This is a genomic window from Streptomyces sp. TLI_053 (assembly GCF_900105395.1).
Classification (GTDB): Bacteria; Actinomycetota; Actinomycetes; order Streptomycetales; family Streptomycetaceae; genus Kitasatospora.
In genome coordinates this window covers 3689704-3706293 of the sequence record NZ_LT629775.1, presented here as the reverse complement: position 1 = coordinate 3706293, position 16590 = coordinate 3689704, and the positions used below count along the sequence as shown (strand labels likewise).

Sequence of the window (16590 nt, the reverse complement as noted above, 5' to 3'; positions counted from 1 at the left end):
CGCACCAGATCCCCCTCAGGAAGTCAGGACATCTTGAACCGCCTCGACCACCGCGACCCCCTCGTGTTCGACACGCACGAGCTGGGCCGTCGTCCGGGTGCGCTGCGCAAGGTGTCCCGCACCCTGGAGGCCCCCGAGGGCCTGGGGATCATCGATGTGATCGGCGTTCCGGAGAAGAGCGGGATCGAGCTGGAGCTCCGCCTGGAGTCCGTGGTCGAGGGCGTGCTGGTCACCGGCACCGCCGGGACCGTGGTCGAGGGCGAGTGCGTCCGGTGCCTGGAGCCGGTCGAGTTCGACCTCGACGTGGACTTCCAGGAGCTGTACTACTACCCGGAGTCCGACGAGCGCCACCGCGCCCGGACCTCCGGGGCCGAGGACCTCGACGAGGACTCGGAAGACGAGACTTACCGCCTGGAGGGCGATTTCTTCGACCTCCAGCCGGTGCTGCGTGACGCGGTGGTGCTCGCACTGCCGCTGCAGCCGGTGTGCCAGGAAGACTGCCTGGGCCTGTGCTCCGAGTGCGGAGCGCGCCTGAGCGACGACCCGGCGCACCACCACGATGCCGCCGACCCCCGGTGGGCGGCTCTGCAGGGACTCTCCGCCGCCCCCGGCGACGAGGGTGACGGAACCAAGAACAGCGGTACCCGTGAGGGTCTCGCCGAGAACCAGGAGAAGTAGCCGTGGCTGTTCCGAAGCGGAAGATGTCGCGCAGCAACACGCGCCACCGCCGTTCCAACTGGAAGGCCGTTGTCCCGGCCCTCGTGGCGTGCGACCGCTGCCACGAGCCGAAGCTGGGCCACATCGCGTGCCCCAGCTGCGGCACGTACAACCGTCGCCAGGTCCTCTCGGTCTGATCGGCGGGGTGTACGGATCGATGTCGGACGGTAACTCTTCCCGCAAGGCGACCAGCGCACCGAAGTCTCCTTCGGGCGGTGGGAAGGCCGGCGGGCCGGCTTCGACCGAATACGACGTCCTGGAAGGGCGCCTCGGGTACACGCTCGAGCGCGCCCTTCTGGTGCGTGCCCTGACCCACCGCTCGTACGCGTACGAGAACGGTGGCCTGCCCACCAACGAGCGCCTGGAGTTCCTCGGCGACTCGGTGCTGGGCCTCGTGGTGACCGACACCCTCTACCGCGTCCACCCGGACGTCCCCGAGGGCACGCTCGCCAAGCTGCGCGCCGCGGTGGTCAACTCGCGCGCGCTCGCCGATGTCGGCCGGGGTCTGGACCTCGGTGTGTTCATCCGGCTCGGCAAGGGCGAGGAGGGCACCGGCGGCCGCGACAAGTCGTCGATCCTCGCCGACACGGTCGAGGCGGTCATCGGCGCGGTCTACCTGGACCAGGGCCTGGACGCCGCCACCGAGTTCGTCCACCGCCTGTTCGACCCGCTGATCGAGGAGTCCTCTCAGCTGGGCGCGGGCCTGGACTGGAAGACCAGCCTCCAGGAGCTCACCGCCTCGGTGGGCATCGGAGTGCCCGAGTACGTGGTCGAGGAGTCCGGTCCGGACCACGAGAAGACTTTCACCGCGGCGGCCCGGGTGGCCGGCGAGGACTTCGGCAGCGGCGTCGGCCGCTCCAAGAAGGAAGCCGAGCAGAAGGCCGCCGAGAGCGCCTGGCGCGCGATCAAGGAGAAGCACGCCGACCGGCTGCCGAGCGGCGCCTGAGCACGCAGTAGCCTTCCTCCTGCAGAGCCGAGTCCGTTCCGCAGGAGGCGTGTTCCCGTGCCCGAACTTCCCGAGGTCGAGGTCGTCCGCCGAGGTCTGGCGAACTGGGTCGCCGGGCGGACGGTCGCCGGAGTCGACGTCCTGCACCCGCGCGCGGTCCGCCGCCAGCCGGCCGGTGCGGCGGACTTCGCGGCCCGGCTGACCGGGGCCACCTTCGGCGCCGCGCAGCGCCGGGGCAAGTACCTCTGGGTGCCGCTGGCCGGCCGGGGGCAGGGGTTCTCGATGATCGGCCACCTCGGAATGAGCGGCCAACTGCTCGTCCAGGACCCGGTCGTGCCGGACGAGAAGCATCTGCGGGTCCGGCTCCGGTTCACCGACGGCGGGCGCGAGCTGCGCTTCGTCGACCAGCGGACCTTCGGCGGGCTGGCGGTCGAGGAGGCCGAGGACGACGATCCCGAGGGCACCCCGGTCTCCATCGCGCACATCGCCCGTGACCCGCTCGACGTCCGGTTCGACGACGCGGTCTTCGTCGCGGCGCTGCGCGCCCGGCGCACCACGGTCAAGCGGGCGCTGCTGGACCAGACGCTGATCAGCGGGGTCGGCAACATCTACGCCGACGAGGCGCTGTGGCGCTCCCGGCTGCACTACGACCGGCCCTCCGCGACGCTCACCCGGCCGCAGGCGGCGCTGCTGCTGGCCAACGCCCGCGAGGTGATGACGGCGGCGCTGGCGGTCGGCGGCACCAGCTTCGACAGCCTGTACGTCAACGTGAACGGCGAGAGCGGCTACTTCTCCCGGGACCTGGACGCCTACGGCCGGGAGAACGAGCCCTGCCGCCGTTGCGGCACCGCGATCCGGCGGGCCGCCTGGATGAACCGGTCCAGTTACTTCTGCCCCCGCTGCCAGCGCGTGCCGCGGCTGCGCGACGGGGGCTGATCCGGCGGTCGCCGGACGGGAGGGAGACGGCAGAGGGGCGGCGGGCCACCGGCCCGCCGCCCCTCCACCGGTTCCGGCCTCAGCGGTCGGCGAGTTCGGGCCGGGCCGGTTCGCCGTCGGGGAGGCCGCCGTGGGTGTCCTGGCCGAAGTAGGCGACACCGACCGCCGAGACCACCGCCAGCACGAAGCCGGCCACGCCCAGCCAGCCCAGCCCGGCCTTGGTGGAGTCGCCGAGCCACAGCACGCCGACCGCGCCCGGCAGCACCGTCTCACCGACCACCAGGGCGGCCGTGGCGCCGTTCACCGAACCGATCTGCAGGGCCACGGTGTGCACGTACATACCGCCGATGCCGCCGACCAGGATCGCGTACAGCGCCGGGTCGGAGAGCAGGCTGCCGAGGTCGAAGGGCTCGACCCCGTTCAGGATCCGCACACCGACGCCGAGCGCGCCGAAGCCGAGGCCGGAGAGCAGACCGGCCACGATCGCGCCGTTGGCGCCCATCCGGCGCACCAGCAGCGCGCCGCCCACCAGCAGCACGGTGGTGACCACCAGCAGCCACCAGTGGAAGGACATCTCGGCGTGGTGCCCGCCCTCCGGGCCGGCCGAGACGGCGAGCAGGACCAGCGCCGAGCAGAGCACGCCGATCGAGGCCCACTCCAGCTGCTTGAGCCGGATGCCGAGCAGCTTGATCGACAGCACCGCGGTGATCACCAGGTTGGCGCTGACGATGGTCTGGGAGAGGAAGAGCGGCAGCAGCCGGGCGGCCAGCGCGCCGAGCCCGAAGCCGATGAAGTCCAGCACCGTGCCGAGGATGAACTCCCAGGTCACAGCGGCCTTGGCGGTGGAGGAGAGGCTCGGCCCGCCGTGCGCGGTGGTGCCGGTGGCGTCGCCGCCCTTGGCGGCCTCCTCGCGGGCGGAGCGCCGGGACCCCACGGCCTGCAGGACCGAACCGGTGCCGTAGCAGGCGGAGGCCGCCACAGCGGTGACGAGGCCGATGATCACACGTGCTCCGATCAGGAGGGGTGGGGCAGGACGGTCGGGAGGTGGTCATGGGGTGACCGTTCGGCCACCACTATGCCTGGTCGCGCGGTGCGGTCGGGACGCTCCGGGACGGGCTCCGCGCCCGCCGGGACACGCCGGTGGTACGACCGGGCCGGTGGCCGGGTTCCCGCCGGTGCCGCGGTTCCGGGGCTGCCGCGGAAAGATCATCCCGTGGAAGGGGGCCCACCCCGGCGGACGGTGGGGGTGCCGGGCCGCCCCGTACCCGGCCGGTATGCCCGGTCGGGGGACCGGTCGCGGTAGCGTCGGTGCCATGAGAACCCTTGCTCGACGACGTTCCCGGGGCGCCGGGCCGCTGGCCCTGGTGGCGGCGCTGCTCGGGCTGCTGCTCCTGCTGGCGCCGGCCGCCTCGGCGGCGGGCGGCCTCGACGACGCGGCCGCCGCGCTCAAGCAGGGCCGGGTGTACGTCGACCCGGCGATGGCGGGCCGGTTCGGCCAGGGCCAGGCCGACGCGCTGACCGAGAAGATCCGCAAGGCGGACAAGCCGATCTTCGTGGCGGTGGTCCCGGCGGCCGACCCGTACGGCGCCTCGACCGTCTTCGACGACCTGCGCACCAAGGTCGGCATCACCGGCGCCTACGCGATCTGGCGCGGCGACCAGTTCCAGGCCCGCTCGGACAAGGGCGCGCTGCCCACCGCCGCCGCCCAGCGGATCGCCGGCGCGGCCTTCCGCGCGCACCCCGGCGACATCGACGCCACCCTCAACGACTTCGTGGACACCGCCGCCCCGCAGGTGAAGGGGCACGGGGTGAACAGTGCGGCGGGCGGTGTCTCCGCCGCCGCGATCGCCGTCCCGCTGGCCCTGCTGGCGCTGGCCGGCACCGGGGTCTTCCTGCTGTTCCGCCGCTCCAAGCGGCGCAAGGAGGAGCAGCGCCGGGCCGAACTGGCCCAGGTCCGCCGGGTGGTGGACGAGGACATCACCGCCTACGGCGAGGAGCTGGACCGACTGGACTTCGTCCCGTCCGCGCCGGACGCCGACGACGTGCAGCGCGGTGACTACACCCACGCGCTGGACTCCTACGAGCGGGCCAAGCTGCTGATGGACGCGGCCAAGGGGCCGGAGGACGTCAAGCCGGTCTCCGAGGCGCTGGAGGACGGCCGGTTCGCGCTGGCCACCCTGGCCGCCCGGCGGGACGGGCACCCGCTGCCCGAGCGGCGTCCCCCGTGCTTCTTCGACCCCCGGCACGGCCCGTCGGTGAAGGACGCCGACTGGGCCCCGGCGGGCGGCGCCGCCCGTGCCGTCCCGGTCTGCCGGGCGGACGCGGACCGGCTGGCGGCCGGACAGGACCCGGACATCCGGACCGTGCCGACCGAGCACGGGCCGCAGCCGTACTGGAACGCCGGCCCGGCGTACGGCCCCTGGGCCGGCGGGTACTTCGGCGGCTTCGGCGGCGGTCTGCTGCCCGGTCTGCTGGTCGGCACCATGCTCGGCTCGATGATGGCCACCCCGGCGTACGCGTACGGCCCGGCGGACGCCGGCGCCGGCTACGAGGGCGGGGACCAGTCCGGTGCCGACTTCGACTCCTCCGACTTCGGCGGCGGCTTCGACGGCGGTGGCGGGGACTTCGGCGGCGGTGGCGACTTCGGTGGCGGCGGGGACTTCGGCGGGGGCTTCTGACCCGGCCGCCCCGCGCCGCCCGTTCGCGCCGCCCCGCCCGGTCCCAGGACCGGGCGGGGCGGCGTCGTCGCACCGGCTCCGCCGTGACGCGGGCCGCCGCCGCGGCGGATAGGGTCGGGGCATGCACGGTCGCGACGCCCACAGTGACGAGCCGGTCCGCGTCACCGCCTGGGTGCGCGGCAAGGTGCAGCAGGTCGGCTTCCGCTGGTGGACCAGGGCGCGGGCGCTGGAGATCGGACTGACCGGCTACGCCGGCAACCTCGGCGACGGCCGGGTGCAGGTGGTGGCCGAGGGGCTCGCCCCGGACTGCGAGCGACTGCTCGCGCTGCTCAGGGGCCCGGACACGCCCGGCCGGGTCAGCGGGGTGACCGAGATCTGGACCGCCGTCGGACCCGGGTACGGGACCTTCGAGATCCGCTGAGAAACCGCGTCGGCGGAGGCCCGGGCCGGTCGATCGAAAACGATCGTCAACCGGCGGTGTCGTACGGTTGCCATCCGGGCAGACTCGTGGTTGACTCCGCATCGAACGATGATCCACGAGCATGTGGTGGACCCCCCTTCGGAGCCGCCGGGCGTGATGACACCGCCAGGCAGGTGACAGGGGCGCGGTAGCGTGCGGTGATCGTGTTGACCCGTACCGTCTTTGGTGAGACGCTGGAAACCCGCGCACACGACCGCGTTATCCCGGTAGGTGCATGCCCCCGTGAGCCCAGCTCACGGTGGTTGTGCCGTAGTGCCCAGCCAGCACTGCCGGTGCACGCCGCGCGTGCGTCCCCCTTCCCCCTAGACCTGTACCGTTCCGGTTCGGTCACTCAGCGTGGAGGACCATTCATCATGGCAAAGGCGCTTCTCGGGTACGTCGGCGGCCCCGACCCGCGAATGCTCTCCGAGATGCGACGGCTGCAGCAGCGCGTCCAGGATCTCGAAGCCGAGCTCATCAGGATGCAGGCTGTGAACGACGCACTCACCGCTGTCGCCGGCGAGCACTCGTTGCTCAACAGCATCGACCTGGATCAGCGGGAGCCGGCTCTCACCTGAGTCCCGCCCGATCTCCCGGTCGACGCCGCTGTGCACTGAGCCGCCCCGAAAGGGACGCAGCTTGCAAGGGACGCCCCGTGTGGCGTCCCTTCGTCGTGTCCGGCCGCGATCGCCGCAGGTCCCGGAGGGGCGGGCGGATACAGTCGCTCGCGGGGCCCCGCCCAGGGCCCGGCGAGCGAGGGGCGAGGAGAGCGGCGCGTGCACCTGAAGAGTCTGACGCTGCGCGGGTTCAAGTCCTTCGCCTCCGCCACCACCCTGCGCTTCGAGCCCGGCATCACCTGCGTGGTCGGGCCGAACGGCTCCGGCAAGTCCAACGTCGTCGACGCGCTCTCCTGGGTGATGGGCGAGCAGGGCGCCAAGTCGCTGCGCGGCGGCAAGATGGAGGACGTCATCTTCGCCGGGACCAGCGGGCGCGCCCCGCTCGGCCGGGCCGAGGTCAGCCTCACCATCGACAACACCGACGGCGCGCTGCCGATCGAGTACGCCGAAGTGACCATCACCCGGACGATGTTCCGCAACGGCGGCAGCGAGTACGCGCTCAACGGCGACACCTGCCGGCTGCTGGACATCCAGGAACTGCTCTCCGACTCCGGTATCGGCCGCGAGATGCACGTCATCGTCGGGCAGGGCCGGCTCGACTCCGTCCTGCAGGCCGACCCGATGGGCCGGCGCGCCTTCATCGAGGAGGCGGCCGGCGTACTCAAGCACCGCAAGCGCAAGGAGAAGGCGCTGCGGAAGCTCGACGCGATGCAGGTCAACCTCAACCGGGTCCAGGACCTGGTGGCCGAACTCCGGCGCCAGCTCGGCCCGCTCGGCCGACAGGCCCGGATCGCCCGCCGGGCCGCCGGGATCCAGGCCGACCTGCGCGACGCCCGGCTGCGGCTGCTCGCCGACGACCTGCTCGCCCTGCGCCGGGCGGTCGAGGCGGAGATCGCCGACGAACTGGCCCTGCGGCTGCGCCGTTCCACCGTCGAGCAGGAACTCGGCCGGGCGATCCAGCGCGAGGCCGTGCTGGAGGCGCAGGTCCAGCAGCTCGGCCCCGGCCTGGAGGCCGCCCGGCAGACCTGGTACCGGCTCTCCGCCCTCGCCGAACGCACCCGCGGCACCGTCGGACTGGCCGGGGCGAAGGCCCGGCACGCGGCCGCCGACGGGCAGCCCGAGGAGCGGCGCGGCCGGGACCCGGAGGAGCTCGAGCGCGAGGCCGGGCGGGTCAGGGAGGAAGAGGCCGCGCTGGCCGAGGCCCTGGAACAGGCCCGGGAGGCACTGGACGAGGCGGTCGACACCAAGGCCGGACTGGAGCGCGACCTGGCCGCCGAGGAACGCCGGCTCAAGGACGCCGCCCGGGCCATCGCCGACCGCCGTGAGGGACTGGCCCGGCTCCAGGGGCAGGCCGCCGCCGCCCGCTCCAAGGCCGCCGCGGCCGAGGCCGAGATCGGCCGGCTCGCCGAGGCCCGGGACGAGGCGCTGCAACGCGCCGGGGCGGCCCAGGAGGAGTACGAGGAACTGAGGGCCAGGGTCGACGCCGAGGCCGAGGACGGCGAACTGGCCGACACCGCGTACGAGGAGGCCGGGGAACTGCTCGCCGCCGTCGAGCGCGAGCTCGCCGCGGCGCGTGAGGAGGCCGCCGTCGCCGAGCGCGAGCGAGCCGCGCTGACCGCCCGGCACGACGCGCTCGCGCTCGGCCTGCGCCGCAAGGACGGCAGCGGCGCGCTGCTCGCCGCCGGGGACCGGCTCACCGGACTGCTCGGCCCGGCCGCCGGACTGCTGAGGATCGCCCCGGGCCACGAGACCGCCGTCGCGGCCGCGCTCGGCGCCGCCGCCGACGCGGTGGCCGTCGACTCGCCCGGCGCCGCCGCCGAGGCTCTGCGGCTGCTGCGCGAGCAGGACGCCGGCCGGGCCGCGCTGCTGATCGCCGGCGCCCCCCGGTCCGGAGCCGGGGCGGGGGAGTCGCCGGCGGGGGAGTTGCCGCCCGGCGCCCGCTGGGCCGTGGACCTGGTCGACGGGCCGCCCGGGCTGCTGCCCGCCGTCGGCCTCCTGCTGGCCGGGATCGCCGTGGTGGACACGCTCGACCGGGCGCTTCGGCTGGTCGCCGCGCACCCCGCGCTGAGCGCGGTCACCGCCGAGGGCGACCGGCTCGGCGCCGCCTTCGCCCACGGTGGCTCCGGCGCCGCGCCCAGCCTGCTGGAGACCCGGGCGGCGGTGGACGAGGCCGCCCGGGCGATCGCCGAACTCGACGTCCGCTGCGCCGAGTCGGCCGAACGGCTGGCCGAACTCACCGAACGGCGACGCGAGTCGGCCGCCGCCACGGAGCAACTCGCCCTCCGGCGCAGGCAGCTGGAGCGCGCGCGGGCCGAGGTGGCGGGCACCCTCGGCCGGCTCGGCGGACAGGCCAGGGCCGCCGCCGGCGAGGCCGAACGGCTGACCGCCGCCGCCGGCCGCGCCGAGGAGGGGCTGGACCGGCTGCTCACCACCGCCGAGGAGCTGGCCGAACGGCTGGCGGTGGCCGAGGAGACCGCCGCCGACGGGGAGGACGAGCCGGACGCCGCCGAGCAGCAGCGGCTGGCCGGGGCCGCAGCCTCGGCCCGGGCGACCGAACTGGAGGCCCGGCTCGCGGTGCGCACCCACGAGGAGCGGGTCCGCGCCCTGGCCGGGCGGGCCGACCAGCTGGACCGGGCCGCCCGCGCCGAGCGCGAGGCGCGCACCCGGGCCGCCGAACGCCGCCGCCGGGCCGAGCAGGACGCCGCCGTCGCCGTCGCGGTCGCCGAGGGCGCCCGGCAACTGCTCGCCTGCCTGGAGGTGTCGCTGGCCCGCGCGGACGCCGAACGGGCCGCGATCGAGCAGGCCAGGGCGGCCCGCGAGGCGGAGCTGCGGGAGCACCGCGAGCACGGCCGCGAACTCAAGGACGAGCTGGACAAGTTGGTCGACGCCGGGCACCGCGACGAGGTGCTGCGGGCGGAGAAGCGGCTGCGGATCGAGCAGTTGGAGAGCCGCGCGCTGGAGGAGTTCGGCATCGAGGGCGGCGAACTGCTGGACTCCTACGGGCCCGACCGGCCGGTCCCGCCCTCGGCCCCGGAGGAGGGGCAGGAGCCGGGCGAGCCCCGTCCGTACGTCCGGGCCGAGCAGGAGAAGCGGCTGCGCACGGCCGAGCGGGCGTACCAGCAGCTGGGCAAGGTCAACCCGCTGGCGCTGGAGGAGTTCTCCGCCCTCGAGGAGCGCCACCGGTTCCTCGGCGAGCAGTTGGACGACCTCAAGCGCGGGCGGCGCGATCTGCTGGACATCGTCAAGGACGTCGACCAGCGGGTCGAGCAGCTGTTCACCGCCGCGTACCACGACACCGCCGCGCAGTTCGAGGGCGTGTTCTCCCGGCTGTTCCCGGGCGGCGAGGGGCGGTTGGTGCTGACCGACCCGGACTCCATGCTCACCACCGGGGTCGAGGTGGAGGCCCGCCCGCCCGGCAAGAAGGTCAAGCGGCTCTCGCTGCTCTCCGGCGGCGAGCGCTCGCTCACCGCGGTGGCGCTGCTGGTCTCGATCTTCAAGGCCAGGCCCAGCCCCTTCTACGTGATGGACGAGGTGGAGGCGGCGCTGGACGAGACCAACCTGCGCCGGCTGATCGGGATCATGGAGGAGCTGCGGGAGAGTTCCCAGCTCATCGTGATCACCCACCAGAAGCTGACCATGGAGTCCGCCGATGCGCTCTACGGCGTGACCATGAAGGGCGACGGCATCTCGCAGGTGATCAGCCAGCGGCTGCGGGACGACCGGAAGGAGCCGCGGACCCGGCGCGCGGCCGACCCGGTGGCGGAGCCGGCGGCGGTCCCCTCCTGAGCCGGCGGCGGTCCCGTCCTGAGCCGGCGGTGACCGGCCGGTGATCGGGCGGAGGGGCGCGCGGCGGTCCGTTCCCGGCCCGTTCCCGATCCGTTCCTGATCCGCCCGGCCGCCTGCGGTCCGCGCGGACCGGCGTCACGGATACTGGGGGGGTTATGGAATACGTGATTCTTGCCGTAGTCATCGCGGTGGTCGCCGTCGGCGCGATCGCCGGACTCGTCGTTTCCGGCAGACGACGCCAGCAGCTGCCCCCGAAGTCGCAGGCGCCGGTCATCACGGCGCCCCCGACCCCGCGCGAGCCCGCCGTCGGCGAGGAGGCCGCGCCACCCACCGAGGAACCGCGCCGCACCGTCGAGGAGGTGGAGCTCCCGGCCGCCCCCGAGGAGGAGGCGCCCGCCGAGCCGGCGGCCCCCTCCGTCGAGGTCCCCGAGCCCACCGCCGGCCGCCTGGTCCGGCTGCGCTCGCGGCTCTCCCGCTCGCAGAACTCGCTGGGCAAGGGGCTGCTCTCGCTGCTCTCCCGCGAGCACCTCGACGAGGACACCTGGGAGGAGATCGAGGACACCCTGCTGACCGCCGACGTCGGCGTGGCCCCCACCCAGGAGCTGGTCGAGCGGCTGCGCACCCGGGTGAAGGTGCTCGGCACCCGCAGCCCGGACGAGCTGCGTGCCCTGCTGCGGGAGGAACTGGTCGAGCTGATCGGCAAGGACGCCGACCGCACCGTCCGTTCCACCAAGCACGAGGAGGGCCCCGCGGTCGTCCTCGTGGTCGGCGTCAACGGCGTCGGCAAGACCACCACCACCGGCAAGCTGGCCCGGGTGCTGGTCGCCGACGGCCGCAGCGTGGTGCTCGGCGCGGCCGACACCTTCCGCGCCGCCGCCGCGGACCAGCTGCAGACCTGGGGCGAGCGCGTCGGCGCCCGCACGGTGCGCGGCCCCGAGGGCGGTGACCCGGCCTCGGTCGCCTTCGACGCGGTCAAGGAGGGCATCGCCGAGGGTGTGGACACCGTGCTGGTGGACACCGCCGGCCGCCTGCACACCAAGACCGGTCTGATGGACGAGCTGGGCAAGGTCAAGCGGGTCGTCGAGAAGCACGGCCCGGTGGACGAGGTGCTGCTGGTGCTGGACGCCACCACCGGCCAGAACGGGCTGGTCCAGGCCCGGGTCTTCGCCGAGGTGGTCGACATCACCGGCATCGTGCTGACCAAGCTGGACGGCACCGCCAAGGGCGGCATCGTGATCGCGGTCCAGCGGGAGCTGGGCGTGCCGGTCAAGCTGATCGGTCTGGGCGAGGGCGCCGACGACCTGGCGCCGTTCGAGCCGGGCGCGTTCGTGGACGCGCTGATCGGGGACTGAGGACCGTCGGTCCACCGATGAAGGGTCCGCCCCCGCGAGGGGCGGGCCCTTCGGCGTTCCCGGCCCTGCCCCGAGCGGCCGGCCGACCCACACACCCGGCCCGCGTGCTTCGACCCCGGACGGCCCGCGCTTCGACCCCGGCCGGCCCCGGACCCGCCCCGGCCGACCCCGGTCCCGCCAGAGCGGGCGAAGATCCGGCTCAGGCGATCCAGGCCGGTTCGGGCGTGCGCTCACGGCCGCGGTGGCAGGCGTAGGCGAGGGTGCCCAGCAGCAGTCGGGCCTCGGGCGGGCAGCCCGCGTTGTCCCGGGTCGGCCGGCGCAGCCAGCGGACCGGGCCGAGGCCGGCCAGCACGGTGGGCGGCGCGGCGACGTAGCTGCCCTCGCCGTGGCAGGTGAGGTCGAGCGCGGCGTCGTCCCAGCCCATCCGGTAGAGCAGGTCCGGCAGCCGGAGCGCGGTACCGGCCGCGACCAGGAACTGCAGCCGTCCGGTGGGCGCGGCGAGCACCGGCCCGACCTGGGTGCCCATCCGCTCCAGCCGGACCAGTGCCTGGAGGCCGGCCTGCTCGGGCACGTCCAGGACGTCGAAGGCGCGGCCGGTGGGGAACAGCACCGAGGCGTCCGCGCCGGGGCCGGCGGCCGGGCCGGCTCCGGGCACGGGGTGCAGGCCGGGGGCGGCGCAGCGCGGGGTGCCGCAGTGGCAGCGCTCCGGGGTGCCGGCGGCGCGGGCCGGCTCGCCGACGACGACGGCCCAGCCCCACCGGCCGGTGTACTCCGCGGCCGCCTGGCTCGTGGTGACGCGGGTGCGACGGCGCGCGCCCAGCGGTGCCAGCCGCAGGCTCCCCAGTCGAAGTTCGCCGAACAGGTTGTCCATGCCTCCCCCAACAGGTTCTGGTTGCCGATGGTTACGGGACGGTGACTTTGTGTTGATTGTCCGTTGCGTGGTGCGTTGTGCGGTGACGGCGCGCAGCGCCCGGTGTGCGCCAGTTGCGAGAGTGTGCCTCGGGCGCCGCCTTGTGGCGGGCGGTACGGATGCCGGATCGTCTTGTGCGCGGGGCGGCCGGTGATCGGTGCGGGTGGCGAAAACCCCTGTGGCGGCGGCGGTTCGCCCGAAGGGCCGGATATCCGTGGGGACTTGGCGGCCCGCATATGCCGGACCGTCGGGACCTCCTAGTGAACCGTCTGTCGACACGCTTCGGTTCACTCCTGGGGGTGGCGAAAGGTGGCGTTTCGCCAGGGCCGCTCCCCGGGGCAGTACGCGGGGCGTTACGTTCAGCACACGGACCTCGTCAGGGGGCCGCTCCGGGCCCTGGGGAGCCGGGAGTTGGGGAACTGACGGTTCGTCTGCGACGGCAGCGCCGCAGTTCGGTCACGGCACGGCTGGCAAGAGCCCGCAACCGTCGGGCGGTCACGATCGGGGCCCCGCGGGGGCCGGGCGGGATGGGGACCCATGGCAGAGAAGCAACCCAACGAGAAGCTGACCACGTGGTTCGCCCGCAGCGGCTGGTCCAAGGGGGAGTTGGCCCGCCAGGTCAACCGCCGGGCCAGGCAGATCGGCGCCCACCACGTTTCCACCGACACCTCGAGGGTGCGCCGCTGGCTGGACGGCGAGCAGCCCAGGGAACCCATCCCCAAGATCATGTCGGAGCTGTTCTCCGAGCGGTTCGGCTCGGTGGTCTCGATCGAGGACCTCGGCCTGCGCGCCGCCGTTCCGGTCTCCACCGTCGGCGGCGGCGTCGACCTGCCGTGGAGCGCCCCGCAGACCGTCCAGTTGATCAGTGACTACTCCCGCAGCGACCTCATGCTCAACCGGCGCGGCTTCCTGGGTACCTCGCTCGCCCTGACCGCCGGCGCCGCCCTGATCGAGCCGATGCAGCGCTGGCTGGCCCCCGGCCCGAACGGCGCCCCGACGCCGATCCTGGCCGCGGCCAACGGCGGAGAGCCGTTCACCGGGCGGCTCTCCGAGCCCGAGCTGGAACTGCTGGAGCAGACCACGGTCATGTTCCGCCAGTGGGACGCCCAGAACGGCGGCGGCCTGCGCCGCAAGGCCGTGGTCGGCCAGCTGCACGAGGTCACCGACCTGCTCCAGGAGACCTACCCGGAGCAGACCACCCGGCGGCTGTTCCGGCTCACCGCCGAGCTCGCCCACCTGGCGGGCTGGATGTCCTACGACGTCGGCATGCACCCGAGTGCGCAGAAGTACTACGTCCTGGCGCTGCACGCCGCCAAGGAGGCCGGGGACCGCCCGTTCGGCGCCCTGATCCTCACCGACATGAGCCGGCAGATGATCCACCTCAACCGGGGCGAGGACGCGCTGGAGCTGATCCACCTCGCCCAGTACGGCAGCCGGGACACCGCCACCCCGCGCCAGCAGTCCCTGCTGTACGCGATGGAGGCGCGCGCGTACGCCACCATCGGCGAGGTGAACCGGTGCGCCCGGGCGGTCCGGCTGGCCGAGGACACCTTCACCGACATCCGGGAGGGCGACGCCGACCCGGACTGGCTGAAGTTCTTCTCGCCGGCCGAGCTGAACGCCGAGAACGCGCACTCCTTCCGCGACCTCGCCTACCACTCCGACAACGGCGCGCTCTACGCCTCGATGTCCGCGCCGGTGATGGAGCGCGCCGTCGACCTGTTCCGGCAGGACGGCGACCACGTCCGCTCCTACGCCTTCAACCTGGTCGGCATGGCCAGCGTGCACCTGCTCCAGAACGAGCCGGAGCAGGCGGCGGTCTTCGCCGAGCAGGCGGTGGACATCGCCACCAAGGTCCGCTCCGAGCGGCTCAACTCCCGGGTGCGCAAGACCACCGAGGCCGCCTCGTCCCGCTACCGGGGCGTGGACGCGGTCAGCCGGCTGAAGGAGCGGGTGGTGCAGGACATCCCGGAGTACGTCTCGGTGGTCTGAGCCGACACCGGTCCGGCCCCGGCTTCCTGCCTCCGACCCAGGCTCGCCCCCGCCCCGCCCCGCCCACGTGCCCGTGCCGGGCCCGACCCGCCGACCGTGCCGTCCGCCGACGGCACGGTCGGTGTCGTTCGGCGGCGTTCCGCGCCGCTCGGTGTCGTGCGGTGTCGTGCGGTGCCGTGTCGCTCGTGCCGTCCCCGCGCCGTGCCGTGCCGTGCCGTCCCCGCGCCGTGCCGTGCCGTGTCGTCCCGCTCCGTGCCGCCCCCGGTACACCCCGTGCGGGGCGGCCGTACGGTAACCCCTCCGGCCCCGTGACACGGCCGGGGTTCACGCGGGTGTAACCCCGCCGTCGCCCTCGTCACGGTGGTGAAACAACCGGCGGCATCGGCCGAAACCGGCCTTCGGCACGCTCCTCCTCAACGCCGACGCCCCGGTGCACGGGACAGGAACCCGGGTGCGGATCGGCTTCCAGTCAGGAGGTACGCCGATGCCGGACGGCTTCAGCGCGGGTGACACCGCCTTCGTACTCGTCAGTGCGGCCCTGGTCATGGTGATGACCCCGGGGCTGGCCTTCTTCTACGGGGGGATGGTCCGGGCCAAGAGCACACTGAACATGCTGGCGATGAGCTTCCTCTCACTGGGCATCGTCAGCGTGCTGTGGGTCCTCTACGGGTACTCGCTCAGCTTCGGGCCCGACGCGGGCGCCGGTCTGATCGGGAACCTGGACTTCCTGGGGATGGACGGCATCGGCCTCGACGACCTCGCCGGGACGATCCCGGTGACGGCCTTCTCCGCCTTCCAGCTGATGTTCGCCGTGATCACTCCGGCCCTGATCAGCGGGGCGGTGGCGGACCGCGCCAAGTTCACCGCCTGGGGCCTGTTCGTGGCGCTCTGGGTCACCGTGGTCTACTTCCCGGTCGCGCACTGGGTGTTCTTCTTCGACGGCGGGAACGGCGGCTGGCTCGGCGACCGCAACGGCGTGATCGACTTCGCCGGCGGGACGGCCGTCCACATCAACGCCGGTGTCGCGGGCCTGGCGCTGTGCCTGGTGCTCGGCCGGCGGATCGGCTTCCGCAAGGACCCGATGCGCCCGCACTCGCTGCCGCTGGTGATGCTCGGCTCCGGGCTGCTGTGGTTCGGCTGGTTCGGCTTCAACGCCGGCTCGGCGCTGGCCGCCAACGGCGTCGCGGCGATGGCGCTGATCAACACCCAGGTCGCCACCGGCGCCGCGCTGATCGGCTGGCTGGTCTACGAGAAGCTGCGGCACGGCGCCTTCACCACCCTGGGTGCCGCGTCCGGCGCGGTGGCCGGCCTGGTGGCCATCACCCCCGCCTGCGGCTCGGTCTCCCCGCTCGGCGCGGTGGCGATCGGACTGGTCGCCGGAGCCGCCTGCGCGGCCGCGATCAGCCTCAAGTACCGCTTCGGCTTCGACGACTCGCTCGACGTGGTCGGCGTGCACGCGGTCGGCGGGGCGATCGGCTCGCTGCTGGTGGGCCTCTTCGCCACCGGGACGGTCGGCCAGAGTGCCAAGGGGCTCTTCTACGGCGGCGGGTTCGAGCAGCTGGGCAAGCAGGCGATGGGCGTGGCGGTCGTCGCGGTCTACTCCTTCGTGCTCTCCTGGCTGCTGGCCAAGGCGATCGACCGGACGATCGGGTTCCGGGTCTCCGAGGAGGTCGAGGTGGCCGGTATCGACCAGGCCGAGCACGCCGAGTCCGCGTACGACTTCAGTGCCCTCGGTTCGGGCCTGGGCCGGTCCTCGGTCGCCCCGGCGCCCGCGACCGCCGTACCCGCCGCCACCGCCACTGCCGCCGCCACCGCCGTGGCCCGGAGCACCGAGAAGACCGAGGTGGACGCCCGATGAAGCTCATCACCGCCGTCATCAAGCCCCACCGCCTGGACGAGGTGAAGGCCGCCCTGCAGTCCTTCGGCGTGCACGGCCTGACCGTCTCCGAGGCGAGCGGCTACGGCCGTCAGCGCGGCCACACCGAGGTCTACCGGGGTGCGGAGTACACCGTGGACCTGGTGCCCAAGGTGAGAGTCGAGGTCCTGGCCGAGGACGAGGACGCCGAGCAGCTCATCGACGTCCTGGTCGAGGCGGCCAGGACCGGGAAGATCGGCGACGGCAAGGTGTGGACCGTCCCGGTCGACACCGCGGTCCGGGTCCGCACCGGCGAACGCGGCCCCGACGCCCTGTAGGGC

At 73.8% G+C, this 16590-nt stretch carries 14 protein-coding genes; 12 read left to right on the top strand and 2 right to left on the bottom strand.

Annotation, left to right across the window (positions count from 1 at the left end):
- Positions 1 to 33 precede the first annotated feature (33 nt).
- The 4 genes from BLU95_RS14635 to mutM are packed head-to-tail and all read left to right on the top strand — an operon-like array spanning position 34 to position 2599.
- Positions 34 to 678: a YceD family protein gene (locus BLU95_RS14635; protein WP_093860397.1), complete on the top strand. Its 645-nt coding sequence runs from the start codon at positions 34 to 36 to the stop codon at positions 676 to 678.
- 2 nt (positions 679 to 680) lie between these two features.
- Positions 681 to 854 carry a 50S ribosomal protein L32 gene (gene rpmF, locus BLU95_RS14630; RefSeq protein WP_030056747.1) on the top strand — a complete coding sequence of 58 codons (174 nt, stop codon included), beginning with the start codon at positions 681 to 683 and terminating at the stop codon, positions 852 to 854.
- 20 nt (positions 855 to 874) lie between these two features.
- Positions 875 to 1663: a ribonuclease III gene (rnc, locus tag BLU95_RS14625; protein ID WP_093860396.1), complete on the top strand. Its 789-nt coding sequence runs from the start codon at positions 875 to 877 to the stop codon at positions 1661 to 1663.
- Between the two features lie 57 nt (positions 1664 to 1720).
- Positions 1721 to 2599: a bifunctional DNA-formamidopyrimidine glycosylase/DNA-(apurinic or apyrimidinic site) lyase gene (mutM, locus tag BLU95_RS14620; RefSeq protein ID WP_093860395.1), complete on the top strand. Its 879-nt coding sequence runs from the start codon at positions 1721 to 1723 to the stop codon at positions 2597 to 2599.
- 79 nt (positions 2600 to 2678) lie between these two features.
- Here the strand turns inward: mutM and BLU95_RS14615 are convergent, their stop codons facing one another.
- A complete protein-coding gene (locus BLU95_RS14615; protein WP_093860394.1) occupies positions 2679 to 3602 on the bottom strand; it encodes a DMT family protein in 924 nt (307 codons plus the stop codon).
- Between the two features lie 310 nt (positions 3603 to 3912).
- Here BLU95_RS14615 and BLU95_RS14610 point away from each other — a divergent pair, with 310 nt between their 5' ends.
- The 5 genes from BLU95_RS14610 to ftsY all read left to right on the top strand — a co-directional run bounded on the left by BLU95_RS14610 (position 3913) and on the right by ftsY (position 11492).
- On the top strand, positions 3913 to 5277 hold the full coding sequence (locus tag BLU95_RS14610) for a hypothetical protein (protein ID WP_093860393.1): 1365 nt from the start codon (positions 3913 to 3915) through the stop codon (positions 5275 to 5277).
- A 121-nt stretch (positions 5278 to 5398) separates the two neighbouring features.
- On the top strand, positions 5399 to 5698 hold the full coding sequence (locus BLU95_RS14605) for an acylphosphatase (RefSeq protein ID WP_093860392.1): 300 nt from the start codon (positions 5399 to 5401) through the stop codon (positions 5696 to 5698).
- A 413-nt stretch (positions 5699 to 6111) separates the two neighbouring features.
- Complete coding sequence (locus tag BLU95_RS14600) at positions 6112 to 6315, top strand: hypothetical protein (RefSeq protein WP_093860391.1); 204 nt, start codon at positions 6112 to 6114, stop codon at positions 6313 to 6315.
- Positions 6316 to 6513: 198 nt separating this feature from the next.
- Positions 6514 to 10140: a chromosome segregation protein SMC gene (smc, locus tag BLU95_RS14595; RefSeq protein ID WP_093860390.1), complete on the top strand. Its 3627-nt coding sequence runs from the start codon at positions 6514 to 6516 to the stop codon at positions 10138 to 10140.
- Positions 10141 to 10295: 155 nt separating this feature from the next.
- Positions 10296 to 11492 (top strand): signal recognition particle-docking protein FtsY, encoded by a 1197-nt coding sequence (gene ftsY, locus BLU95_RS14590; RefSeq protein WP_093860389.1) that lies wholly within the window; start codon positions 10296 to 10298, stop codon positions 11490 to 11492.
- Between the two features lie 199 nt (positions 11493 to 11691).
- Here ftsY and BLU95_RS14585 read toward each other — a convergent pair whose 3' ends face one another.
- A complete protein-coding gene (locus BLU95_RS14585; protein ID WP_093860388.1) occupies positions 11692 to 12363 on the bottom strand; it encodes a bifunctional DNA primase/polymerase in 672 nt (223 codons plus the stop codon).
- A gap of 576 nt (positions 12364 to 12939) precedes the next feature.
- Between BLU95_RS14585 and nsdA the strand changes: the two genes are divergently transcribed.
- From nsdA to BLU95_RS14570, 3 genes are all read left to right on the top strand, one after another.
- A complete protein-coding gene (nsdA, locus tag BLU95_RS14580; protein ID WP_030396728.1) occupies positions 12940 to 14394 on the top strand; it encodes a transcriptional repressor NsdA in 1455 nt (484 codons plus the stop codon).
- A 484-nt stretch (positions 14395 to 14878) separates the two neighbouring features.
- A complete protein-coding gene (locus tag BLU95_RS14575; protein ID WP_093860387.1) occupies positions 14879 to 16252 on the top strand; it encodes an ammonium transporter in 1374 nt (457 codons plus the stop codon).
- On the top strand, positions 16249 to 16587 hold the full coding sequence (locus tag BLU95_RS14570; RefSeq protein WP_093860386.1) for a P-II family nitrogen regulator: 339 nt from the start codon (positions 16249 to 16251) through the stop codon (positions 16585 to 16587). The genes BLU95_RS14575 and BLU95_RS14570 overlap by 4 nt, the downstream gene beginning before the upstream one ends.
- Positions 16588 to 16590 lie beyond the last annotated feature (3 nt).